Origin of the sequence: Streptomyces sp. NPDC056883, from assembly GCF_042788835.1 — a bacterium.
Lineage (GTDB): Bacteria > Actinomycetota > Actinomycetes > Streptomycetales > Streptomycetaceae > Streptomyces > Streptomyces stoeckheimensis.
In genome coordinates this window covers 1-24,410 of record NZ_JBHUBS010000037.1, presented here as the reverse complement: position 1 = coordinate 24,410, position 24,410 = coordinate 1, and the positions used below count along the sequence as shown (strand labels likewise).

The 24,410-nt window shown below is 72.5% G+C and carries 16 protein-coding genes; 6 read left to right on the top strand and 10 right to left on the bottom strand.

What is annotated here, in order from left to right:
• Positions 1-129 precede the first annotated feature (129 nt).
• On the bottom strand, positions 130-1,323 hold the full coding sequence (locus tag ACFRU2_RS41340; protein WP_382981463.1) for a winged helix-turn-helix domain-containing protein: 1,194 nt from the start codon (positions 1,321-1,323) through the stop codon (positions 130-132).
• Between the two features lie 9 nt (positions 1,324-1,332).
• Positions 1,333-1,911, bottom strand: a complete 579-nt coding sequence (locus ACFRU2_RS41335) for a GNAT family N-acetyltransferase (protein ID WP_382981462.1) — start codon at positions 1,909-1,911, stop codon at positions 1,333-1,335.
• A 252-nt stretch (positions 1,912-2,163) separates the two neighbouring features.
• Here ACFRU2_RS41335 and secA point away from each other — a divergent pair, with 252 nt between their 5' ends.
• Positions 2,164-4,944: a preprotein translocase subunit SecA gene (gene secA, locus ACFRU2_RS41330; RefSeq protein ID WP_382981461.1), complete on the top strand. Its 2,781-nt coding sequence runs from the start codon at positions 2,164-2,166 to the stop codon at positions 4,942-4,944.
• Positions 4,945-5,041: 97 nt separating this feature from the next.
• Here the strand turns inward: secA and ACFRU2_RS41325 are convergent, their stop codons facing one another.
• Positions 5,042-5,653, bottom strand: coding sequence for an Rv3235 family protein (locus ACFRU2_RS41325; protein ID WP_382981460.1), 612 nt, complete (start codon positions 5,651-5,653; stop codon positions 5,042-5,044).
• Between the two features lie 409 nt (positions 5,654-6,062).
• Here ACFRU2_RS41325 and ACFRU2_RS41320 point away from each other — a divergent pair, with 409 nt between their 5' ends.
• From ACFRU2_RS41320 to ACFRU2_RS41310, 3 genes are all read left to right on the top strand, one after another.
• Positions 6,063-6,563 carry a DUF6912 family protein gene (locus ACFRU2_RS41320; RefSeq protein WP_274552965.1) on the top strand — a complete coding sequence of 167 codons (501 nt, stop codon included), beginning with the start codon at positions 6,063-6,065 and terminating at the stop codon, positions 6,561-6,563.
• Positions 6,560-7,249, top strand: coding sequence for an HAD family hydrolase (locus tag ACFRU2_RS41315; protein ID WP_382981459.1), 690 nt, complete (start codon positions 6,560-6,562; stop codon positions 7,247-7,249). The genes ACFRU2_RS41320 and ACFRU2_RS41315 overlap by 4 nt, the downstream gene beginning before the upstream one ends.
• Positions 7,250-7,645: 396 nt before the next feature.
• On the top strand, positions 7,646-12,628 hold the full coding sequence (locus tag ACFRU2_RS41310; RefSeq protein ID WP_382981458.1) for an NAD-glutamate dehydrogenase: 4,983 nt from the start codon (positions 7,646-7,648) through the stop codon (positions 12,626-12,628).
• An 83-nt stretch (positions 12,629-12,711) separates the two neighbouring features.
• Here the strand turns inward: ACFRU2_RS41310 and ACFRU2_RS41305 are convergent, their stop codons facing one another.
• Both ACFRU2_RS41305 and ACFRU2_RS41300 read right to left on the bottom strand, forming a co-directional pair.
• The gene (locus ACFRU2_RS41305; protein WP_382981457.1) at positions 12,712-13,524 is read right to left on the bottom strand and encodes an ABC transporter ATP-binding protein; all 813 of its coding nucleotides are present in this window, start codon (positions 13,522-13,524) and stop codon (positions 12,712-12,714) included.
• Entirely contained in the window at positions 13,517-14,455 is a 939-nt protein-coding gene (locus tag ACFRU2_RS41300; RefSeq protein ID WP_382981456.1) for an ABC transporter permease, read from the bottom strand. The genes ACFRU2_RS41305 and ACFRU2_RS41300 overlap by 8 nt, the downstream gene beginning before the upstream one ends.
• A 128-nt stretch (positions 14,456-14,583) precedes the next feature.
• Here ACFRU2_RS41300 and ACFRU2_RS41295 point away from each other — a divergent pair, with 128 nt between their 5' ends.
• Positions 14,584-15,219, top strand: a complete 636-nt coding sequence (locus ACFRU2_RS41295; RefSeq protein ID WP_382981455.1) for a TetR/AcrR family transcriptional regulator — start codon at positions 14,584-14,586, stop codon at positions 15,217-15,219.
• 158 nt (positions 15,220-15,377) lie between these two features.
• On the opposite strand, the gene ACFRU2_RS41290 is transcribed toward ACFRU2_RS41295, so the two are convergent.
• The 5 genes from ACFRU2_RS41290 to ACFRU2_RS41270 all read right to left on the bottom strand — a co-directional run bounded on the left by ACFRU2_RS41290 (position 15,378) and on the right by ACFRU2_RS41270 (position 23,727).
• Positions 15,378-17,627, bottom strand: a complete 2,250-nt coding sequence (locus ACFRU2_RS41290; protein ID WP_382981454.1) for a CDP-glycerol glycerophosphotransferase family protein — start codon at positions 17,625-17,627, stop codon at positions 15,378-15,380.
• Between the two features lie 128 nt (positions 17,628-17,755).
• Positions 17,756-18,613: a carbohydrate ABC transporter permease gene (locus ACFRU2_RS41285; protein ID WP_382981453.1), complete on the bottom strand. Its 858-nt coding sequence runs from the start codon at positions 18,611-18,613 to the stop codon at positions 17,756-17,758.
• Positions 18,610-19,968, bottom strand: coding sequence for a carbohydrate ABC transporter permease (locus tag ACFRU2_RS41280; RefSeq protein ID WP_382981452.1), 1,359 nt, complete (start codon positions 19,966-19,968; stop codon positions 18,610-18,612). The genes ACFRU2_RS41285 and ACFRU2_RS41280 overlap by 4 nt, the downstream gene beginning before the upstream one ends.
• A 4-nt stretch (positions 19,969-19,972) precedes the next feature.
• Positions 19,973-21,382, bottom strand: coding sequence for an ABC transporter substrate-binding protein (locus tag ACFRU2_RS41275; protein ID WP_382981451.1), 1,410 nt, complete (start codon positions 21,380-21,382; stop codon positions 19,973-19,975).
• A 173-nt stretch (positions 21,383-21,555) separates the two neighbouring features.
• Positions 21,556-23,727, bottom strand: coding sequence for an FtsK/SpoIIIE domain-containing protein (locus tag ACFRU2_RS41270; RefSeq protein WP_382981450.1), 2,172 nt, complete (start codon positions 23,725-23,727; stop codon positions 21,556-21,558).
• Positions 23,728-23,736: 9 nt separating this feature from the next.
• Between ACFRU2_RS41270 and ACFRU2_RS41265 the strand changes: the two genes are divergently transcribed.
• Positions 23,737-23,907, top strand: a complete 171-nt coding sequence (locus ACFRU2_RS41265; protein ID WP_382981449.1) for a hypothetical protein — start codon at positions 23,737-23,739, stop codon at positions 23,905-23,907.
• The last annotated feature ends 503 nt before the right edge of the window (positions 23,908-24,410 follow it).

The window sequence follows — 24,410 nt, the reverse complement described above, 5'->3', positions numbered from 1 at the left end:
CCGGGCTGCGCCCGAGCCCCCTGGGGCTCCGCCCCAGACCCCGGTCCTCAAACGCCGGACGGCTGAAAGGCCCCCGGGGCTCGAACGCCGGCGGGGCTGAGATTGCCGGATCGCTGAAATGGCCTGGGTTCAGAGGGCGGAGAGTTCCGCTGTGACTGCTTCCGCTTCCGCAGGAGAGCTCGCGCGGTCGATGCGGATCGTGTCGCAGCCGACCCAGGTGGCGGCCTCGCGGAGGGCTTCGGCCATGGGGCGGGCTGCCTTCGGGGTGGTCAGGGAGAGTTGGCGGGCCACCAGGGTGGTGCCCTCGCGGGCCGGGTCCACGCGGCCCTGGAGGCGGCCTCCGGCCAGCAGGGGCATCGCGAAGTAGCCGTGGATCCGCCGGGGCTTGGGGACGTACGCCTCCAGGCGGTGGGTGAAGCCGAAGATCCGCTCCGTGCGCGGGCGCTCCCAGATCAGGGAGTCGAACGGGGAGAGGAGGGTCGTGCGGTGGCGGCCCCGGGGCACCGTGGCCAGGGCCGCGGGGTCCGCCCAGGCCGGCTTGTCCCAGCCCTCCACCTCCACCGGGACCAGGCCCGCGTCCTCGACCACCTCGTCGAAGTCCTGCTTCTTGAGGCGGTGGTAGTCCGCGATGTCGGAGCGGGTGCCCACGCCCAGGGACTGCCCGGCGAGGGCCACCAGGCGGCGCTTGCACTCGCGGTCGTCCAGCTCGTCGTGGAGCAGGGCGGAAGGGACCGCGCGCTCCGGGAGGTCGTAGACGCGCTTCCAGCTGCGCCGCTCGGTGCAGACGACCTCGCCGATGTCGAGGAGCCACTCGACCGCGATCTTCGTCTCGGACCATTCGAACCATTCGCCGCCGTTCTTGGCGCCGCCCAGTTCGGTGGAGGTCAGCGGGCCCTCGGCCGCGAGGCGGTCCAGAACCGTCTTCGTCGAGTGGTGCTTGTCCTCCAGGACGTGCCAGCGGTGGCCGCGGGCCTTGTTGGCCCGGCGGCGGAAGGCGAAGTGCGGCCATTCCTCGATCGGCAGGATGCAGGCCGCGTGCGACCAGTACTCGAAGGCGTGGTTCTCCGACCAGTACGAGGCTTCGACGGTGGAGCGCCCGACCGCGCCGAGGCGCGCGTACGGGACGAGTTCGTGCGAGCGGGCCAGTACGGAGATGGTGTCGAGCTGGACGGCGCCCAGGTGGCGCAGGACGCCGCGGACGCCGCCGCGCCGGTCGGGGGCCCCGAGGAAGCCCTGCGCGCGCAGGGCGATGCGGCGGGCCTCGTCGGCGGAAAGGGACAGGGTGGGCGAGGGCGAGGGCGAGGGCGAGGGCGGGGGCGTCATGGCGGAACCCTAGGGCGTGCCACTGACAGGCGAGGGGAGGTACGGGAGGCGGGAGGGCAGGCCCAGGTCCGAGGGGAGCATGGCGCCGGTCCAGCAGTCCCGCAGGGTCCCGCGGTGTTCCATGCCCGCGCGCGTCATGCCTTCGATGGCGAAGCCGACCTTCTCGGCGACCCGGCGGGAGGCGTGGTTGCCGACCCCGGCGCGCCAGATCATCCGCGGGCAGCCGAGCTCGGTGAAAGCCCAGCGCAGTACGGCGGGCAGGGCCTCGGGCAGGTAGCCGAGGCCGCGGTGCTCGGCGACGGCCCAGTAGCCGAGCTCGTGCGCGTGCTCGCCCTCCGGGGTGACTCCGATGCAGCCGACCAGCGGGCCGTCGGCGCCCAGCCGGATCCCGAAGTTGTATTCGGAGCCGGTCTGCCCGCCCGGGACCCGGGTCACGAAGGACTCGGCGTGCGTGCGCTCGTACGGGACGGAGACCGGTATCCAGCGCTGGATCGCGGGGTCCTGCAGCGCCGCGTACACCTCGTCGGTGTCCGAGGCGTCGAGGGGGCGCAGGACGAGGCGCTCAGTGGTCAGCGTGATCGGTTCCATGGGGAGATTCTGCTGTGGGAGGACGGCGGTGGCGAAACGGTTTCCCGGCAGGATTCCCGAAGAGGGACCGCCCATACCGGCACCTTCGGTGCCCCTCACACGTTCTCATTTCCGGGCAGTCCAGCCCCGCGGCAGTGCGGACCTCCCGACGCGACCGCGTCCTCGCTTACGATGGCCGTTGCGGTGGGGCCCACCCTCCGTGCCCGTGCACGAAAACAGTGCCAGGCCCGACCGGCAAGGAGACAAACCTCGGTGTCCGTCTTCAACAAGCTCATGCGTGCAGGCGAAGGCAAGATCCTCAAAAAACTGCACCGCATCGCGGACCAGGTCAACTCCATCGAAGAGGACTTCGTCAACCTCTCCGACGCCGACTTGCGTGCGCTCACGGACGAGTACAAGCAGCGCTTCCAGGACGGCGAGAGCCTGGACGACCTGCTGCCCGAGGCCTTCGCGACGGTCCGCGAGGCCGCCAAGCGCGTCCTCGGCCAGCGTCACTACGACGTCCAGATCATGGGCGGCGCCGCCCTGCACCTCGGCTACGTCGCCGAGATGAAGACCGGTGAGGGCAAGACCCTCGTCGGCACGCTGCCGGCGTACCTGAACGCGCTGTCCGGCAAGGGCGTCCACCTGATCACGGTGAACGACTACCTCGCCGAGCGCGACTCCGAGATGATGGGCCGGGTACACAAGTTCCTCGGCCTGCAGGTCGGGTGCATCCTCGCGAACATGTCGCCGGCGCAGCGCCGCGAGCAGTACGCGAGCGACATCACGTACGGCACGAACAACGAGTTCGGCTTCGACTACCTCCGCGACAACATGGCGTGGTCGCAGGAGGAGCTCGTCCAGCGCGGCCACAACTTCGCCGTGGTCGACGAGGTCGACTCGATCCTCGTCGACGAGGCCCGTACCCCGCTGATCATCTCGGGCCCGGCCGACCAGGCCACCAAGTGGTACGCGGACTTCGCGAAGCTGGTGACGCGCCTCACCAAGGGCGAGCCCGGCCAGCCCCTCAAGGGCATCGAGGAGACCGGCGACTACGAGGTCGACGAGAAGAAGCGCACCGTCGGCATCCACGAGTCCGGTGTCGCGAAGGTCGAGGACTGGCTCGGCATCGAGAACCTCTACGAGTCGGTGAACACCCCGCTCGTCGGTTACCTCAACAACGCCATCAAGGCCAAGGAGCTCTTCAAGAACGACAAGGACTACGTCGTCATCGACGGCGAAGTCATGATCGTCGACGAGCACACCGGCCGCATCCTCGCCGGCCGCCGCTACAACGAGGGCATGCACCAGGCGATCGAGGCGAAGGAAGGGGTGGACATCAAGGACGAGAACCAGACCCTCGCCACGATCACCCTGCAGAACTTCTTCCGCCTGTACTCGAAGCTGTCGGGCATGACCGGTACGGCCATGACCGAGGCCGCGGAGTTCCACCAGATCTACAAGCTCGGTGTCGTCCCGATCCCGACCAACCGCGACATGGTCCGCAAGGACCAGGCGGACCTGATCTACCGCACCGAGGTCGCGAAGTTCGCCGCCGTCGTCGACGACATCGCGGAGAAGCACGAGAAGGGCCAGCCGATCCTCGTCGGTACGACGTCGGTCGAGAAGTCCGAGTACCTCTCGCAGCAGCTCTCCAAGCGGGGCATCCCGCACGAGGTGCTGAACGCGAAGCAGCACGAGCGCGAGGCCTCGATCGTCGCCCAGGCCGGCCGCCGCGGCGCCGTCACGGTCGCCACGAACATGGCCGGCCGCGGTACCGACATCAAGCTCGGCGGCAACCCGGACGACCTCGCCGAGGCCGAGCTGCGCCAGCGCGGCCTGGACCCGGAGGAGCACATCGAGGAGTGGGCGCACGCCCTTCCCGAGGCGCTCACGCGGGCCGAGGCGGCCGTGAAGGCGGAGTTCGAGGAGGTCAAGGACCTCGGCGGGCTGTACGTGCTGGGCACCGAGCGCCACGAGTCGCGCCGCATCGACAACCAGCTGCGCGGCCGTTCCGGCCGACAGGGCGACCCGGGCGAGTCCCGTTTCTACCTGTCGCTCGGCGACGACCTGATGCGCCTGTTCAAGGCGCAGATGGTCGAGCGCGTCATGTCGATGGCGAACGTGCCGGACGACGTGCCGATCGAGAACAAGATGGTCACGCGGGCCATCGCCTCGGCCCAGTCGCAGGTCGAGACCCAGAACTTCGAGACGCGCAAGAACGTCCTGAAGTACGACGAGGTGCTGAACAACCAGCGCACCGTCATCTACAAGGAGCGCCGCCGGGTGCTGGAGGGCGAAGACCTCCAGGAGCAGATCCGGCACATGATGGACGACACGATCGACGCGTACATCACGGCCGAGACGGTCGAGGGGTTCGCGGAGGAGTGGGACCTGGACCGGCTGTGGAACGCCTTCCGGCAGCTCTACCCGATCAAGGTCACGGTGGACGAGCTGGAGGACGCCGCGGGCGACCGTGCGGGCATCACCGCCGAGTTCATCGCGGAGTCCGTCAAGGACGACATCCACGAGCAGTACGAGGCCCGCGAGGCGACGCTCGGCTCCGAGATCATGCGCGAGCTGGAGCGGCGCGTGGTGCTGTCGGTGCTGGACCGCAAGTGGCGCGAGCACCTGTACGAGATGGACTACCTGCAGGAGGGCATCGGCCTGCGGGCGATGGCCCAGAAGGACCCGCTGGTCGAGTACCAGCGCGAGGGCTTCGACATGTTCAACGCCATGCAGGAGGGCATCAAGGAGGAGTCCGTCGGCTACCTGTTCAACCTGGAGGTCCAGGTCGAGCAGCAGGTCGAGGAGGTTCCGGTCTCGGCGGACGCCGGTCCGTCGCTGACCAAGCCGGAGATCCGGGCGAAGGGTCTGGACGCCCCGCAGCGGCCGGACCGGCTGCACTTCTCCGCGCCTTCGGTCGACGGTGAGGGCGGCGTGGTCGAGGGCGACTTCGAGTCGGAGTCCGGTGACGACTCGGACGGGATGACGCGCGCGGAGCGCCGCAAGGCCGCGAAGGCCACGGGCGGCCGTCGCCGCAAGAAGTAACCCGCGCCGTTCGCGGGATCACCGCCGGGGCCGGACACCACGCTGTGCGTGGGGTCCGGCCCCGGCGGCGTTCGCGGGCGGGGGCCCGCGGCCCGGGTCACGGGCGGGGGCCGTGGAGTTCCACGGCGGCGCAGCGCCAGCGCAGGTCGGGGCCCTGTTCCAGACGGAAGGCCAGGGCGGTGAGGCGGTCGCCCGTCGCGATGCGGGCGAAGGCCTCGATGACCCCCGGGCCTGGGGTGAAGCGGCCGCATCCGTGGAGGACGGGGCTGAGCCGGCGGGCGTCGTACGCGGGCTCGTGCGGGGGGTCGGCGGGGGCGAGGGTGATCAGCTGGTCGTAGGCCGGGCCGATGGTGTGGCCGATCAGGGAGTGCACGGGGCGGCGTCCGCTGAGGACGGCGAGCAGGCGTTCGGCGAACCAGTGGTGCGGGCCGCTGCCGCGGTGGACGGCGGTGGGCGGCCGGCGCCGGTCGTGGCGGCGGCCGGGCCTCGCGGTGCCGGGGCCGGGGCCCGTGCCGGGGCCCGTGCCCGTCGGCCTCGCGGAGCCGCGGCCGGGGCCGGTGCCGCTGCTGCTCCCGGTGGTCCCGGGGCGCCGGGCGGCCCCGGCCCCGTTTCCGGGCCGGGCCCCGGCGGGTGCGGGGCTCGTGGGCCTCGCGGGGGCGGGGGTGGTTGCGCCGGTGCTTTCGGTGGTGCGGGGTGCGCTGGTGGGCATCGCGGCCGTCCCTGGGTCGTGCCCGGACGGATACCGGGCGGTAACTTCGTAGGGACTTCTACGGGGCTGCGAACACGCTCCGCAACGGCGCCGCGGGGCGCCCGGCACTCGGCCCGCCTTCACCTATCCGGGTCGGCCCCCGGCCCCGCCGGGCCCCGCCCCGGATCCCGCCGGGCGCGAGGTGGACGCCGCCGGGCCCCGCCGCGGCACCCCGAAGGGGGACGCGGGCCGTCACGGACGGAGTCCGGCCCGGGGCCCGGCACCCGGGAGCCGTCACGGACGGAGTCCGGTCAGGGACCCGGGACCCGGGACCCCGTGGCGTACGGGGGCGAAGGGGGCATCGGGGAGGAGAGGAGGCGGGGCGCGGTCGTATCCTGGGGGCGTTTCCGACTACCGAAAGCAGCCGGCCATGCGCGTGTACGTCCCCCTGACCCTGCCCGGGCTCGCCGAGGCGCACCAGGCGGGTGAGCTGGGCCCGGCTCCGCTGCGGGCTTACGCCGTCACGCCCGGACTGCGCGAGTGGTACGTGTCGGACGACATCGAGGAGCTGGAGTACGCCGCCCTGACCCGGGCCGCCGCCGCCTCGCTGCGGATGATCGCCGAGGACGGGGCCGCGCCCCGCAAGCGGGTCGTGGTGGCCGTCGACGTGGACGACAAGGCCGCCACCGCCACCCCCGGCGTCGACGAGGCCACGCTCGGCCAGGTGGCCCTGGCCGGGGCCGTACGGCTCTCGGTGGCGGCCGCGGTGCACGTGGACGCCGAGGAGGCCCTGGAGGACGTGAGCGCCGCCGTGGCGGCCGTCCCCGCCGCGGACGGGGGCGACGAGGACGCGCGCTTCACCGTCGACGGAGCCGAGGACCACGAGCTGCTGTGGTTCGGCGTCCAGGAGATCCCGGGGCTGCTGAAGTGAGCGCGGCACCCGGAAGCCCCGCACCCGCGGCCCCGCACATCGTCTGGGACTGGAACGGCACGCTGCTCCACGACATCGACGCCGTGATAGCCGCCACCAACGCCTCCTTCGCCGAGCTCGGCCTCGCGCCGATCACGCTGGAGCGGTACCGCGAGCTGTACGTCGTACCGGTGCCGAAGTTCTACGAGCGCCTGATGGGCCGGCTCCCCACGGACGCCGAGTGGCTGGTCATGGACGAGGCCTTCCACCGGCACTACTGGGTGGCCGCCGAGGACGCCGGGCTCGCCGAGGGCGCCCGCGAGCTGCTGCGGGACTGGCAGCAGGACGGACTCACGCAGTCCCTGCTGTCCCTCGCGCCCCACGACAAGCTCGTGCCGCTCGTCCGGGCGCACCGGATCGACACGCACTTCCTGCGCGTCGACGGGCGTACCGGGCCCTCCCACACCAGCAAGGCCGGACATCTCGTACGTCATTTGGCGGCCCTGGACGGGACGGGAGTGACGGCCGGCCGTACGGTCCTCATCGGGGACGCCGTCGACGACGCGCTGGCCGCCGCGCACGTGGGCGCGCGGGCCGTCCTCTACACGGGCGGTTCGCACAGCCGGGGCAGTCTGGAATCAGCCGGTGTGCCCGTCGTGGACAGCCTGGCGGAGGCCGTACGGACTGCTCGCGAGCTGGCCGGATAGCGACAGGCGCATGAGCGGAGAGCGACCGCGCACCGGCCTGGCACGCACGACCGGGCCGGACCCTGTCCAGAGTGTCAAAGTTACCCCCCCTCTTTTGTACACATACAGCTCATGACGAGCCGGGGGTGGAGCGAGATAGCCTGGTACCCGTGATCAGCGCGATAGTTCTCGGAGGCACCGAAGCCTCCGCCCGGCGCCCGGCGCACCACCGTGCCCGGGCCCTCGCTGATCCCCGCCCCCGGGACCTCCTGCCGATCATGGCCGATTTCCTCCCGGTGGGCTCTCTCGACGGCATAGCGTCGATCCCGAACGGACACCGAAACCCCGCCTCGCGGTGCTATGCCATTCCTTCCTTCACCTACGTCACGCAATGGCGCGCGACAGGAGCCAGAGGACATGCAGACCAAGCTGGACGAAGCAAAGGCCGAGCTGCTCGCGCGGGCGGCACGGGTAGCTGAGAACAGCCCGGCCGGGGGGCTACTTCCGACTGGGTCCGAGCAGAAGGAGCGTCCCGACCGGGACACGACTCTCGCCTACCTCCAGCGCTACTACCTGCACACCGCCCCGGAGGACCTGCTCGACCGGGACCCGGTCGACGTGTTCGGGGGCGCGCTCTCGCACTACCGGCTCGCGGAGAACCGTCCGCAGGGCACCGCGAACGTGCGGGTGCACACGCCCACGGTGGAGGAGAACGGCTGGACCTCCAGCCACTCCGTCGTCGAGGTGGTCACCGACGACATGCCGTTCCTCGTGGACTCGGTGACGAACGAGCTGTCCCGCCACGGGCGCGGCATCCACGTCGTGATCCACCCGCAGGTCGTCGTCCGCCGCGACGTCACCGGCAAGCTCATCGAGATCCTCGGCCCCGACTGCGACGCGCACGGTCCCCGCACCGCGCGCCCCCACGACTCCCTCGTCGAGTCCTGGATCCACGTCGAGATCGACCGCGAGACCGACAAGGCCGACCTCAAGCAGATCACCGCCGATCTGCAGCGCGTCCTGTCCGACGTGCGCGAGTCCGTCGAGGACTGGGAGAAGATGCGCGACGCGGCGCTGCGCATCGCCCAGGAGCTCCCCGAGGAGCCGACCGCCCCGGACCTGCGCGAGTACGAGCTCGAAGAGGCCCGCGAGCTGCTGCGCTGGCTCGCCGACGACCACTTCACCTTCCTCGGCTACCGCGAGTACAACCTCGTCGACGGCGACGCCCTGGCCGCCGTGCCCGGCACCGGCCTCGGCATCCTGCGCTCCGACCCGGTGCACCACGGCCAGGACGAGGCGCACCCCGTCTCGCCGTCCTTCAACCGGCTGCCGGCCGACGCCCGCGCCAAGGCCCGCGAGCACCGCCTGCTGGTGCTGACCAAGGCCAACAGCCGCTCCACCGTGCACCGCCCCTCGTACCTCGACTACGTCGGCGTCAAGAAGTTCGACGCCGAGGGCAACGTCGTCGGCGAGCGCCGGTTCCTCGGCCTGTTCTCCTCCGCCGCGTACACCGAGTCGGTGCGCCGGGTCCCGGTCATCCGCCGCAAGGTCGCCGAGGTCCTCGAAGGCGCCGGCTTCGCCCCGTCCAGCCACGACGGCCGCGACCTGCTCCAGATCCTGGAGACCTACCCGCGCGACGAGCTGTTCCAGACCCCGGTCGACCAGCTCCAGGCCATCGCCACCTCCGTCCTGTACCTCCAGGAGCGCCGCCGGCTGCGGCTGTACCTGCGCCAGGACGAGTACGGGCGCTACTACTCCGCGCTGGTCTACCTCCCGCGCGACCGGTACACCACCGGCGTGCGGCTGCGGCTGATCGCGATCCTGCAGGAGGAGCTCGACGGCATCAGCGTCGACTTCACCGCCTGGAACACCGAGTCGATCCTCTCCCGCATCCACTTCGTCGTCCGCGTCCCGCAGGGCACCGAGCTGCCCGTACTGACCGACGCCGACGTCGAGCGGATCGAGGGCCGGCTGGTCGAGGCCGCCCGCTCCTGGGCCGACGGCTTCGGCGAGGCGCTCGTCGCCGAGCTGGGCGAGGAGCGCGCCGCCGAGCTGCTGCGCAAGTACGCGAACTCCTTCCCCGAGGGCTACAAGGCCGACCACTCGCCGCGCTCGGCCGTGGCGGACCTGTGCCACCTGGAGCGGCTGTCCGCGAGCGACCGCGAGTTCGCGCTGTCGCTGTACGAGCCGGTCGGCGCGGGCCCCGGCGAACGCCGGTTCAAGATCTACCGCACGGGCGAGCAGGTCTCGCTCTCCGCGGTCCTGCCGGTCCTGCAGCGCCTGGGCGTCGAGGTCACCGACGAGCGGCCGTACGAGCTGCGCTGCACCGACCGCACCAACGCGTGGATCTACGACTTCGGTCTGCGGATGCCGCTCGCCAGCGGCAACGGCGACTCCGCCGGGACCGCCAACTACCTCGGCGACGACGCGCGCGAGCGGTTCCAGGACGCCTTCTCGGCGGTCTGGCAGGGCGACGCCGAGAACGACAACTTCAACACCCTGGTGCTGGGCGCCGGACTGACCTGGCGCCAGGCCGTGGTCCTGCGCGCGTACGCCAAGTACCTGCGCCAGGCCGGTGCCACCTTCAGCCAGGACTACATGGAGGACACCCTCCGGAACAACGTCCACACCACCCGGCTGCTGGTCTCCCTCTTCGAGGCCCGGATGTCGCCGGGCCGCCAGTCCGCGGGCACCGAGCTCGTCGACGCGATGCTGGAGGAGCTGGACGGGGCCCTGGACCAGGTCGCCTCGCTGGACGAGGACCGGATCCTGCGGTCCTTCCTCACCCTCATCAAGGCCACGCTGCGCACCAACTTCTTCCAGCTCAACGCCGCGGGCGAGCAGCACTCCTACGTGTCGATGAAGTTCGACCCGCAGGCCATCCCCGACCTGCCGGCGCCGCGTCCGGCCTTCGAGATCTGGGTCTACTCCCCGCGCGTCGAGGGCGTCCACCTGCGCTTCGGCAAGGTCGCCCGCGGTGGCCTGCGCTGGTCCGACCGCCGCGAGGACTTCCGTACGGAGATCCTCGGCCTGGTCAAGGCGCAGATGGTCAAGAACACCGTCATCGTGCCCGTGGGCGCCAAGGGCGGCTTCGTCGCCAAGAACCTCCCCGACCCGTCGGTGGACCGGGACGCCTGGCTCGCCGAGGGCATCGCCTCGTACAAGATCTTCATCTCGGCGCTGCTCGACATCACCGACAACATGGTCGGCGGCGAGGTCGTGCGGCCCAAGGGCGTGGTCCGCCACGACGAGGACGACACCTACCTCGTCGTCGCCGCCGACAAGGGCACCGCGACCTTCTCCGACATCGCCAACGGGGTCGCGGAGTCCTACGGGTTCTGGCTGGGCGACGCCTTCGCCTCCGGCGGCTCGGCCGGCTACGACCACAAGGGCATGGGCATCACCGCCCGCGGCGCCTGGGAGTCCGTCAAGCGGCACTTCCGCGAGCTCGGGCACGACACCCAGACGCAGGACTTCACGGTCGTCGGCGTCGGCGACATGTCCGGCGACGTCTTCGGCAACGGCATGCTGCTCTCCGAGCACATCCGCCTCGTCGCCGCATTCGACCACCGGCACATCTTCATCGACCCGAACCCGGACGCGGCGACCTCCTACGCCGAGCGGCGGCGCCTGTTCGAGCTGCCGCGCTCCTCGTGGGCGGACTACGACAGCTCCCTGCTGTCGGCCGGCGGCGGGATCCACCCGCGCAGCGCGAAGGCCATCCCGGTCAACGCGCAGGTCCGCGAAGCCCTCGGCATCGAGGCCGGCGTCACCAAGATGACCCCGGCCGACCTGATGAAGGCGATCCTCCAGTCCCCGGTGGACCTGCTGTGGAACGGCGGCATCGGTACGTACGTCAAGGCGACGGCCGAGACGCACGCGGACGTCGGCGACAAGGCCAACGACCCCATCCGCGTCAACGGCTCCGACGTGCGGGCCAAGGTCATCGGCGAGGGCGGCAACCTGGGCCTGACCCAGCTCGGCCGCATCGAGTTCGCGCACATCGGCGCCGGCGGCGAGGGCGGCAAGGTCAACACCGACGCCATCGACAACAGCGCGGGCGTGGACACCTCCGACCACGAGGTGAACATCAAGATCCTGCTGAACTCGGTGGTCGCCGACGGGGACCTGACCGTCAAGCAGCGCAACAAGTTCCTCGCCGAGATGACCGACGAGGTCGGCCGTCTGGTGCTGCGCAACAACTACGCCCAGAACGTGGCGCTGGCCAACGGCGCCGCCCAGGCCCCCAGCCTGCTCCACGCCCAGCAGCGCTTCATGCGCCGCCTGGGCCGTGACGGCCTGCTGGACCGCGCCCTGGAGTTCCTGCCCAACGACCGGCAGATCCGCGAGCTGCTCAACAACGGCAGGGGCCTGACCCAGCCGGAGCTGGCCGTCCTGTTCGCCTACACCAAGATCACGGTGGCGGACGAGCTCATCCACACCGAGCTCCCGGACGACCCGTACCTCGACCGCCTGCTGCACGCCTACTTCCCGGGCGCGCTGCTCGCGAAGTTCCCCGAGCAGGTCGACGGGCACGCGCTGCGCCGCGAGATCATCACCACGGTGCTGGTCAACGACACCGTCAACAGCGGTGGCTCGACCTTCCTGCACCGCCTGCGCGAGGAGACCGGGGCCTCCCTGGAGGAGATCGTCCGGGCGCAGCTCGCGGCCCGCGAGATCTTCGGCCTGGCCGGCGTGTGGGACGCGGTCGAGGACCTCGACAACGAGGTCGCCGCCGACGTCCAGACCCGGATCCGGCTGCACTCGCGGCGCCTGGTCGAGCGCGGTACGCGCTGGCTGCTGAACAACCGGCCGCAGCCGCTCCAGATCACCGAGACCATCGAGTTCTTCGCCGAGCGGGTGGGGCAGGTCTGGTCGGACCTGCCGAAGCTGGTGCGCGGCGCGGACCTGGAGTGGTACGAGGCGGTCATGGCCGAGCTGATCGGCGAGGGCGTGCCGGAGGAGCTGGCGGCCAAGGTGGCCGGGTTCTCGTCCGCCTTCCCGACGCTGGACATCGTCGCGATCTCGGACCGTACGGGCGTCGACCCGCTGGCGGTCGCCGAGGTGTACTACGACCTCGCCGACCGGCTGGACATCACCCAGCTGATGGACCGGATCATCGAGCTGCCGCGGGCCGACCGCTGGCAGTCGATGGCCCGCGCGTCCATCCGCGAGGACCTGTTCTCGGCGCACGCGGCGCTGACCGCGGACGTGCTGGCGGTCGGGAACGGGACCTCGACTCCCGAGGAGCGCTTCAAGGCGTGGGAGGAGAAGAACGCGGCGATCATCGGGCGTGCGCGGACGACTCTGGACGAGATCCAGGGGTCGGACGACTTCGACCTGGCGAACCTGTCCGTCGCCATGCGGACGATGCGGTCGCTGTTGAGGGCGCACGCGTAGCCCTGACGGGCCGCTTGACGGAACGGGCCGGGCCCGGGACCCTCTGGGGGGTTCCGGGCCCGGCCCGTTCGTGTTCCTGTCCGTCAGCGGCTGTTCGTGAATTCCTCGTACGCGTCGCAGACCTCTTGCGACGGGCCGTCCATGCGGAGGACGCCCGATTCGAGCCAGATCGCGCGGTCGCAGGTTTCGCGGACCGTGCCGATGCCGTGGCTGACGAGGAAGACGGTGCCGGCCCGTTCGCGGAGCTCTTCGATGCGGGCCTGGCTGCGGCGCTGGAAGGCGGCGTCGCCGGTGGCCAGGGCCTCGTCGATCATCAGGACGTCGTGGTCCTTGGCGGCGGCGATGGAGAAGCGCAGCCGGGCGCCCATGCCGGAGGAGTAGGTGCGCATGGGCAGGGAGATGAAGTCGCCCTTCTCGTTGATGCCGGAGAAGTCGACGATGCCCTGGTAGCGCTCGCGGACCTGTTGTTTGGTCATGCCCATCGCGAGGCCGCCGAGGACCACGTTGCGTTCGCCGGTCAGGTCGTTCATCAGGGCGGCGTTCACGCCGAGCAGCGACGGCTGGCCGTGCGAGAAGATCCGGCCGCGCGCGACCGGCTGGAGGCCGGCGATGGCGGACAGCAGGGTGGACTTGCCCGAGCCGTTGGTGCCGATCAGGCCGATGGCCTCGCCCTTGTACGCGGTGAAGCTGACGCCCTTGACGGCGTGCACCTCGCGGATGCCGGGGGCGGGCTTGCGGGAGAAGATCCGGCTCAGGGCGGCGGTGGCGCCGCCCTTGCGGCCGCCCGAGCCGTGCACCTTGTAGATCACGTGGACCTCGTCGGCGATGACGGTCGGGACCCGGGTTTCGGTGGTGGGTGCGGGTGCGGGTGCGGTGGGGGTTGCGGTGTCAGCCACGGCCGTACTCCTCCTCTGCCTTCCAGAAGAAAACGAACCCGCCGACGCCGACGACCAGGGCCCAGCCCAGGGCGATCAGCCAGACGTGCGGCGGGAGCTGGCTCGCCTTGTAGGTGTCGATGAGCGCGAAGCGCATCAGGTCGATGAAGACGGCGGCGGGGTTGAGCTTGAGGGCCATCGACACCCAGTGCGGCAGGTGGTCGGTGCGGAGCATCTGGTCGATCGACCACATGACGCCCGAGGCGTACATCCAGGTCCGCAGGACGAACGGCATCAGCTGGCTGACGTCCGGGCTCTTCGCCCCGATCCTCGCCATGATCATGGCGCAGCCGGCGCAGAAGGAGGCCATGAGGAAGAGGGTGGGGACGGCGAGCAGCCAGTTCAGGGTGGGGGTCTGGCCGAAGACGAACAGCAGGATGATCAGCGCGCCCATGGTGACGAGCAGCTGCTGGAAGAGCTGGACCACCGTGGACAGCGGCAGCGAGGCGCGCGGGAAGTGCAGGGCGCGCACCAGGCCGAGGTTGGACTGGACGGAACGGGTGGCGGCGTTGATGCAGCTTCCGATGAAGTCCCAGACGAAGACGCCGGTGATCAGGAACGGCAGGTAGTTCGGCACGTTGTGGCTGGCGTGCATGACGATGCCGAAGATGAAGTAGTAGACGGCCGCGTTGAGCAGCGGCGTCACCAGGTGCCAGACCTGGCCGAGGCTCGCCTCGCTGTACTGGGCGTGCATCCGGGCGGTGGCGTACGCGGTCACGAAGTGGCGCCGGCCCCAGAGCTGCGCGATGTAGCGGGGGAGGGTGGGGCGGGCGCCGCTGAGCGTCAGGTCGTGGGCCGCCGCCAGTTCGGCGATGGGGTCCGGGGCCTTGTCCTTGACGCTGCTCTTGGGCTTCGCCGGAGCGGGGGCCGGTGGCGCGGTGGTCACTGTCACGGGAGTCGCTTTCGACGGGGTCGGGGCGTCGGCTGGCGATGGGACGGGTCCGTATCGTCGCTACGGTGAGGTTAGGTCGTTCAACGTCGGAACGCAACCGTATCGTCGTCGCGGGTTATGCTCTGCTTATGACGCCTGAGCCTGCTGCCGCCACCCCTGCCCCCGCCGCCCGTAGAGCCCCCGCCGGGGCCGCCGTTCTCCGTGAGGACGTGACCGAGGCGATCCGGGCGGCCGTGGTCGAGGAGCTGGCCACCGTGGGCTTCGCACGGATGTCGATCGAGGGCATCGCGCGGCGGGCGGGCGTCGGGAAGACGGCCGTGTACCGCCGGTGGAAGTCGAAGCTGCACCTGGTGCTGGACCTGGTGGGCGCCTTCGCCGTGGACGGCCTGCCGGTGCCGTCGACCGGGTCGCTCTACGGGGACGTACGGGCCCTGCTGGAGGTGATGTCACACGTGCTGCGGCATCCGGTGGCCTCGGCGGTGATCCCCGACCTGCTGGTGGAGGCGGCGCGGAATCCGGAGATCGCGGATGCGGTGCGGGGTGCTCTGCTGGAGGGGCAGCGGCGGATGGCGGAGGGGATCATCTCCGAGGCGGTGTCGCGCGGGGAGCTTCCCGTGGGGGTGGATGCGGGGAGGGCGCTCGATCTGGCGATCGGGCCGCTGTACTGGCGGCAGGTGGTCGTGCGGGACGCCGTCCCGGGGGGATACCTGGACGACCTCGCGCGGTCGGTGGTCGCCGGGCTGACGGCCGGGCCGGCCGCCTAGGGGCTCCCGCTGCGCGGGCCGAAGTCCCCGCAGCGACCCTTGCCGCTGCGCGGGGCGAAGTCTCCTACCCGCCCTTCGCCCGTTCCCCGGGGCGGAGCCCCGGACCCCCCTCTGGGGCTCCGCCCCGGACCCCGCGCCTCAAACGCCGGCGAGGCTGATTAGGGCCAGCGGGACGTGGTCAGGTGGGCCAGGGTGGGTTCCGGGGTTGCGGAGGGGGCCGGTGGGGTGGGGCGGCGGTCTTCGAGGGGGGTGATGGGGGCCGTGGGCTGGCTCAGGAAGACTCGGCGGACCACGCGTTCCGCCGCCTGGCCGTCGTCGTGCGTGCAGAACCGGGTCCGGAAGGACGCGCGGAGCTGCGCGGAGCGCGAGCCTTGCCAGTGGCCGGTGGAGAAGATGTCCACCAGCTCGTCCTCGGTGCGGGCGATCGCCCCCGGGGGGAAGGCCCGCAGGTCGAAGTACGTGCCGCGGGAGGCCTCGTACGCCTCCCAGTCGTCCGCGTGGATCACGATCGGGCGGTCCAGGGCCGCGTAGTCGAACATGAGGGACGAGTAGTCCGTCACCAGCGCGTCCGAGGCCAGGCAGAGTTCCTCGACGGAGGGGTGGGCGGAGACGTCGAGGAGGCGCGGGTGGGGGTCGGGGGCGGGTGAGCCCGCGTACGTGAGGTGGGTGCGGGTCAGGATCGTGTAGCGCGGGCCCAGGTCGCGCAGGATGCGGTCGAAGTCCGGGTGGGCCGGGCGGCTGCGCCGGTAGTCGCGGTGGGTCGGTGCGTACAGGATCGCCGTGGAGCCCGGCGGGATGCCGAGGCGTTCGCGCAGTTCCAGGACGTCCGCCTGGGTGGCCCGGTGGAACACGTCGTTGCGGGGATAGCCGTACTCGAGCGTGGTGTACGAGGACGGGACCGCCTTCTCCCAGACGAGCGTGGAGTGGCGGTTCGAGGAGAGCAGGTAGTCCCACTGGTCCGCGCCGCGGAGCAGGCCCGCGAAGTCCGTGGTGGGGGTGGCCGCCGGGCGGTCCTGGAGGTCGAGGCCGACCCGCTTGAGCGGGGTGCCGTGCTGCGTCTGGACCAGGATCTGGCCGGGCCGCTTGACCAGCGCACGGTCGAAGTTGACGTTCGTGACGAGGTAGGTGGCGCGGGCCAGGGCCGTCCAGTACGCCGCCGAGCCCGGGCGGAGCGGGGTGGTGCCGCGCGGCAGGGTCGAGGCGTGCGCGGGATCGCAGATCCAGGCCGTCCGCATGCGCGGGGCGAGTTCGCGCAGCTTGGCCTCGATCGCCGCCGGGTTGCAGGCGTAACCGCCGTGCCAGTACGCGGAGAAGACCGCCAGCTCCGGGCGGAGCGGGAGCAGGCGCTGCGCGCGGTAGTGCAGCCGCAGGACGGTTTCGCGCAGGCCCCGGCCCAGGGTGACCCCGGCGCGGCCCGCGGTGAGCGAGGCCGAGCGGAGCAGGGACAGGACGCGGTACGCGCGCCTCGTGCCCAGCCGCATCAGGAGGTGGCGGGTGCGGTCGGTGCGGGTGAGGGACAGCGGGCGGGGGCCTGGGATGCGGTAGCGGCGCAGCAGGGCCGAGGCCCGGGCGAAGAACTCGGCCCGGGCGGCGCGCGGGAGCCGGCGCGGGTCCGCGTACAGGGCGCAGAAGTGCTCGGCCATCCGCCGGTGCACGACGGGCCGCCAGCGCTCCAGTTCGGGGCGGGTGGCGAGGTAGCCGAAGACGCGGTCGTACTGGTCGAAGACGTCCAGGTGGCGGCGGGTGGAGGTGGTCAGGATCGAGCCCGTGCGGCGCTGGCGGTAGTGCACGCAGACCCGGTCGAGGACGGCGACCGACTCCGCCGCCAGGAGCGCCGGGTAGGTCCAGGGGGTGTCCTCGTAGAAGCCGGGCGGGAAGGAGAGGCCCTCGCGCTCCACGTACTCGCGGCGGTAGGTCTTGTTCCACACCACCATCAGCATGCCGAGGAGGGCGGGGCGGTCGGCGAGGCGGAAGCTGGCCGGGCCCTCCTCGGAGAGGCGGTGGGACTGGCTGTTGCGGACCAGCTCGCCGGTCCAGTAGGTGCGCGCGTAGTCGTAGACCAGGACGTCCGGGGAGCCGGTGGCCTTCAGCCGGTCGGTGATGGCCTGCAGGGCGCCGGGGGCCAGGGTGTCGTCGCCGTCGAGGAAGAGCACGTAGTCGCCGGTGGCCCGGGACAGGCCCGCGTTGCGGGCCGGGCCCAGGCCCAGGTTGTGCGCCAGGTGCACGGCGGTGACCCGGGGGTCGCGGGCCGCGCATTCGTCGATGATCGAGCCGCAGGCGTCCGGGGAGGCGTCGTCGACCACGATCAGTTCGAGATCCGGGTACGACTGGGTCAGGACCGAGTCCAGACTCTCCTGGAGGTAGGCCTGGACCTTGTACGCGGGCACGATGACGCTGAACCGGGGCACGGCACATCCAGGGGTCGGCGCGGGCATATGGCCCAGGAACCCCCGGCGTGGTGATCGGGTTACGCAGGGTGCGGCATTCGGGTTACGGAGCGTCAACCACGCACGTCAATGCCGTGATCCACACCGCTCTACTTGATCGCTCCCGCCATCACCCCCGAGACGAACTGCCGCTGGAAGGCGAAGAAGACGACGAGCGGCACCACCATCGACAGGAAGGCGCCGGGCGCCAGCACGTCGATGTTGTTCCCGAACTGCCGTACCTGCTGCTGGAGTGCGACCGTGACGGGCGGGTGCGCCGAGTCCGCGAAGACCAGGGCGACCAGCATGTCGTTCCACACCCACAGGAACTGGAAGATGCCGAGCGAGGCGATCGCCGGACCGCCCAGCGGCAGCACCACCCGTGCGAACAGCCGCAGTTCGCCCGCCCCGTCGAGACGGGCCGCCTCCAGCAGCTCGCGCGGGATCTCCGCGAAGAAGTTGCGCAGCAGGAACACGGCGAACGGCAGCCCGAAGGCGGTGTGGAAGAGGACCACGCCCGCCGTGGTCTCGAACAGGCCGAGGGAACCGAAGAGTTCGGAGACCGGGATCAGCGCCACCTGGACGGGTACGACGAGCAGCGCGACCACGATCAGGAACAGCCAGTCGCGGCCGGGGAACTCCAGCCAGGCGAAGGCGTATCCGGCGAACGCGCCCAGCGTCAGGACGAGCAGGGTCGCCGGGACGGCGATGGCCGCGGTGTCGATCAGCGAGCCCGTGACGGTCTCGTTGGCCAGCAGCCGCTCGTAGTTGCCGGCCGTCAGCCGGGAGGGCGCCGTCAGCGCCTGCCACCAGCCGCCGTCGTTCAGTGCGGTGGGGGAGAGGAAGGAGGAGACCAGCAGCCCGAGCGTGGGCAGCAGCCAGAACAGGCCCGCCAGGACCAGGAAGACGCGCAGCGCCCCGCCGGCCGCCCGGGAGGCGAGGGACCGTGCGGTGGGCAGTGTGCTCATCGGCGGGCCTCCCGGCGCATCCGGCGGATGTTGTAGGCCATGACGGGAGCCACCAGCACCAGCAGCAGCACCGCGATGGCGCTGCCCAGCCCCGGATCGGCGTCCGTGCCGAAGGAGGTCCGGTACAGCTGGAGCGCCAGGACGTTGGCGTCGTCCTGCACGGCGCCCGGGGCGATCACGAAGACCAGGTCGAAGACCTTCATCACGTTGATGACGAGGGTCACCAGCACCACGGCCAGGACCGGCGCCAGCAGCGGCACCGTGATCCGCCGCAGCACCTGCCACTCGCTCGCCCCGTCCACCCGCGCCGCCTCCAGCAGTTCGCGCGGTACGGCGGCCAGCCCGGCCCCGATCAGCACCATCGCGAACCCGGCCCACATCCACACGTAGGCCCCGATCACCGCCGGGGTCACCAGGGTCGGGCCGAGCCACTCGACGCCCCCGTAGGCCTCCCGGAAGTTCGAGGCGGGCAGCCGCAGCAGGGCGCCGTCGGCGGCGGCGGACAGGGTGAAGGTGCCGTCGGCCCGGGTCCGCGCCGAGTCGACCACCCGGCCGTCCTTGACCGCCTCGACGCGCAGCCCCGACAGGGCGGACTCGGTGGGGTCGACCGTGTTCGTCGTACCGCCCCCGCCCCGGGTGAAGTCCTGCCAGGCGGTGCCGGTGACCTTCCCGGACCCGGGGGCCGCCGCCTTCGCCGCGGCGGTGCCCTCGGGCAGGGCCTCCGGGGCGATCCCGACCAGCGGGAGCAGGGCCGGCACGCCCGCCCGTACCGGATCGCGGGTCACGTACGCGCCCCCGTCGGCCGGGAGCAGCGGCGAGTCCCGGCCGGGGCGGGCCTTGGGGAAGGCGGAGGACTCGGCGAAGGTGTCGTGCACGCCGACCCAGACGGCGTTGGCCACGCCCCGGTCGGGGTCGGCGTCGTAGACGAGCCGGAAGATGATGCCCGCCGCGAGCATCGAGATGGCCATCGGCATGAAGACGATCAGCTTGAAGGCCGTTCCCCAGCGCACCCGTTCGGTCAGCACGGCGAAGAGCAGACCGAGTGCGGTGGCGGTGACCGGGGCCAGCACCACCCAGATCGCCGTGTTCCCGAGCGCGGTGCGGATCGTGTCGTCGCGCAGGATCTCCCCGTAGTTCCCGGCGCCCACGAACTCCTCGCCGGAGCGGTCGAAGAAGCTGCGGTAGAGCGAGTAGCCGATGGGGTGCACGACGAGCGCGCCGAGCAGGACGAGCGAGGGGAGGAGGAACGCCGCGGCGGTCAGCCGGCGGCGCCGGGTCTCCTTGCCCTTCGGGGAGCGGGGGCCGGTGGCGGGGCCCGCCACCGGGGTGGTCGCGGGGGAGGCCGTGGGGGACACGGGATCAGTTCCCGTAGGCCTTGGCCGCGTCCGCCTCCAGCCTCGCCTGCGTCCCCGCGATGTCGGCCGGGTTCGCCAGGAAGTCCTGGAGCGCCTTCCACTCGCCCGCGCCCGGGGTCCCGCCGAAGGCCGCCGGAGCCTGGTCCGACATGTCGAAGCGGAAGTTGTCGCCGGCCGCGATCAGGGCCTCGGCGATGCCGCGCTGGATGTCGTTCGGGTACGCGGCCGGTTCGAGCGCCTTGTTCGGGGAGAGGAAGCCGCCCTCACGGGCATGGATCCGCGCCGAGTCCACCGAGGCCAGGAACGTCAGCAGCGCCTGCGCGCCCTTCGAGGCCTTCAGCGCGACCGCCACGTCCCCGCCCGAGACCACCGGCGCCTTGGCGCCGACCGCCGGGAAGGGGAAGACCTTCGCGTCCGTGCCCAGCTTCGCGTCCGTCTGGGCGATGTTGACCGCCACGAAGTCGCCCTCGTAGACCATCGCGGCAGCCGGCCGGTCGCCGCCGGTGAAGGTCTGCGTCACCGACTTCGGGAACTCGGTCGCCAGCGCCCCGCTCTGGCCGCCCGCCAGGAAGTCCTTGCGGCCGAACAGCTCGGCGAGCGAGGTCAGCGCCTGCTTCACGCTGTCGTCCGTCCACTTGAGCTCGTGCTTGGCCAGCTGGTCGTACTTCTCCGGGCCCGCCTGCGAGAGATAGACGTTCTCGAACCAGTCGGTCAAGGTCCAGCCGTCGGCCCCCGCCACCGAAACCGCCGGGGTACCGGACGCGGACAGCGTGTCGGCGGCCGTCAGCAGCTCCTTCCAGGTCGCCGGGGGCCGGACGCCCGCCGCCTCGAAGGCCTTCGCGTTGTACCAGATCAGCGACTTGTTGGCGGCCTTGTAGTAGACGCCGTACTGGGTGCCGTCGACCGCGCCCAGCTTCTTCCAGCCGGGCGAGAAGTTCTTGTCCAGCTGGGCCTGCGCATCGGCGCCGACCGGCTGCGCCCACTTGTTCTTGACCGCCGCGACCAGCGCCCCGACCTGCGGGAGCAGCGCCACGTCCGGCGGGGCGCCGCCCGCGATCTTGGAGCCGAGGAAGGTGACGATCGGGTCCTGCGCCGGGACGAAGGTGACCGTGGCGCCCGTCCGCCGCTCGAACTCCTTCAGGACCTTGACGAAGTTCGCCTGCTCCGCGCCCGTCCAGACGGCGGCGACCTCCAGCTTCTCCCCGGCGAGACGCGGTAACGCGACGTCGGCCGCGCCGGGCATCGCACTGCCGCCTTCCGGTCCCGGCACGTCGGAGTCGCGGTCGCCGTCGCCGCAAGCGGCGAGCAGGAGAGCGCCCGTGGCGATCAGAGCGGCCCAGGCGCGGGCTCGCGTGCGGGTCCTCGCGCCGGTCGGCGCGTCCGTGGTCGTGCGGCTCGATCCGTGCGTGCGCATGGCGGTGCCCCCGATGCCTCGCTGGCGATGGTGTGTCCCGTGCCACAAGGTCTACGCCGCCCCGTCCACCCCCGCAATACCGCCTCGCGGCGTACGGGGGTGGACGGGGGACCGCTCGGGGGGCCGGTCGGGGGGTGGTCGGGGTGCCGCTCAGGGGCGGCCCGGACGCCGGTTCAGGGCGCCGGCGGGAACAGCACCGGTACCGCCGACACCAGGTGCGAGGCCCGGTCCAGGGCGCTGGCCAGCAGCGCCAGGTCGGTCGGGCCGTTGCCCAGCTCACGGACCGGGCGACGGGCCGGCGGATCGCCCATCCGCTCCCACTCCACCGGCACCACCGTCGGCCGCAGCGTGGCCGTCCGGGGGATCCGGCCGGTGACCCGGCCGCCCTGGAACGGAACCGTGCGCCCGTCGGCGTACCGGAGCACGCCCCGGCCCGGCCCCGGCTGGTCGGGGGCGTCGAGCTCCACGCGCAGCGTCGTGAGCCGGGCCAGCTCGGTGTCGGCCGTCCGGTCCGGGCGCGCACTGGTGGCCACCAGGTGCACCCCGAGCCGGGCTCCCTCGCGGGCCACCGCCTCCAGCGCGCGGACCACCGAACCGGCGGCGGGCCGGCCCGTACTGCCCAGGCCCGGCGCGACCAGCGCGTCGAAGTCGTCCACGAGCACGACGAGGCGCGGCAGCGGGCTGGGCCCGGCTGCCGGGTCGGTACGGGTGGCCGAGGAGCGCAGCCGCAGGGTGCCGGAACGCTGGGGTTCGAGATCGCCGCGCAGCTCGCCGGGGGTGGGCTGGCGGGGGGAGACCATCCGGTCGGAGACCTCGCGCACGGCGTGCCACTCGGAGAACGGCACCCCGTCCAGGAGCTCGGACCGCCGCTTCAGCTCGGCGCCCAGCGCCTGCGCGAACTCCCGCATCCGCAGCGGGTCCGAGGCGACCAGGTGCGCCGAGACGTGCGGCAGCTCCGTACAGGGCAGCAGGCCGTCGCCGCGCTCGCCGCCGGCCCCGTCGAGCAGGACCAGGCCGAGCCGGTCGGGCCGGGCGGCCGCCGACAGGGAGGCCGCCACGGAGCGCAGCAGTTCCGTACGGCCGCTGCCGGCGGGCCCCTCGATCAGCACGTGCGGCCCGTCGGTGACCAGTTCGGCGCCCACCGGCCCGCGCCGGCCGGTACCGAGGACTATCTCCGCGAGCCCGCCGACGCGCTGCCCCTGGTCGGTGGCGGCGGCCCAACGGGCCATCAGCGAAGCCGGGGTGGCCCGGGCCAGCCCCAACTCGTCCAGCAGTCGGGCCGTCTGGGGCAGGTTGGCCGCGGCCGGCCGGTAACCGCCCTCCGTGACCGGGGAGTCGGCCTTGAGCGGGGCCAGGGCGCGGGCGAACCGCTCCGCCCAGGCCGCCGATACGGCGTCCGCCGTGGCCGTACCGCCGGACCCGGTCGGTGTGCCGCCCGCGACCGCGAAGGTCCGTACGGTCGTGGCCACATCACCGCTGAGCAGGGCGGCGGCCCGGCAGTCCCGGAAGGCGGGGGCGGCCGCGCAGGCCGCCTCGTACGTCTCGGCGACGGGCGACGCGGGCGTCGCGGCCGGCGCCTCGGCCAGGACCAGCACGTGGATCCCGGCGGCCGGCCCGTGCGAGGTCAGCCGGCCGGTGATGTCCCGGAGCGCCCCGGGACCGGGGTCCCCGTCCAGGACCAGGAGGGTGTACGGGCCCCGGTAGGCGTACGAGGCCTCGCGCACCGCGTCCGGGCCGGCCGTGGCCCAGTGGGTGCCGAGGGGGCCGTCGTCGAGCCGCCGGGTCAGCTCCCCGGCGCGGGCGGCCGCCTGATCGCGGTCGTACGCGAGCAGCAGCCGGCAGTCCTGCCCGTGCGCCGGGCGTACGTGGGGCAGCCAGCCGAGCCAGCCCCAGTCGCGGCGGCGTTCGGCGAGCGGGCGGGCCCGGTCGGTGGAGATCAGCACGATCTCCAGGCGCTGGCCGGGGGCGTGCAGGGCCGCCAGCCGCGCGATGACGGAGCGGGCCACACCGGTCAGCCGGGCCCGGGGTCCGGCGATCCCGAGCGCGCCGGTCTCGCGGAGCGCGACCTCGCTGCCCGCGCCGAGCGTGACGTCGAGCCCGGCGGGCCCGGCCCACAGCCGCGGGGCCGGCCCCAGGGCGGTGAGCAGCAGGGCCGCGGGATCGTCGGAGCCGGGCCGCGCGGTGACGGCGGCCGCGGGCTCGGCGACCGCCTCCACCTCGGCGGCATCCGCCCCGCGCACCCACTTGCGCGCCCAGGCACCGATGCCGCGACGCGCTGCGCGGCGGGGTTCGGCCTCGCGGGCCGCCCCGGGCTCCTCCCAGCCGCCGGCCCCGTGATGCTCCACCCCGGTCCGGTGCGCGGCCCCGGGCCCGACCCCGCCGCGACCGTACGGGTCGGCGGCTCCGCCCCCGTGGGCCGCTCCGGCGGGTCCGCCTCCGTGCTGCGCTGCGGCGTACGGGTCCGCGGGTCCGCCTGCGTGGGCTGCTCCGTTGTACGGGTCCGCGGGTCCGCTTCCGTGCTGTGATCCGGCGTACGGGTCCGTGGCTCCGCCTGCGTGGGCTGCTCCGGTGTGCGGGCCTGCGGCTCCGCCCCCGTGGGCCGCTCCCGCGTACGGGCCCGCGGCTCCGGCCGGGTGCGGCGCTCCGGCGTGCTGCCCGGGGGCCGTGCCGGGGCGCCGCCCGGGGGTGCTGTCGGGGTGCGGTGCTCCGGCGTGCCGCCCGGGGGCTGCTCCGGGGTGTGCCGTGCCGCCGTGGGGCCCCGTGGCTGCGGGGGCCGCGCCCGGGTGTGCCGGTCCGTCGTACTGGCCGGCGGCGCCGGAACGGTCGGGTACCGGGCGGTGTCCGGCGCCCGGAGCGCCGGGGCCTGACCCGGACCCGGACCCGGACCCGGAGCCTGATCCCGGCCTGGCGATCCGGCCGGCGCGCCTTGAGTCGGCGTCGCCCGCCTCGCCGTACGGCCAGGGGTCCGGGGAAGCGGAGCCCTGGTCTTACCGCGGGGGGGCCGGGGGAGAGGGGGCGGAAGAATCTC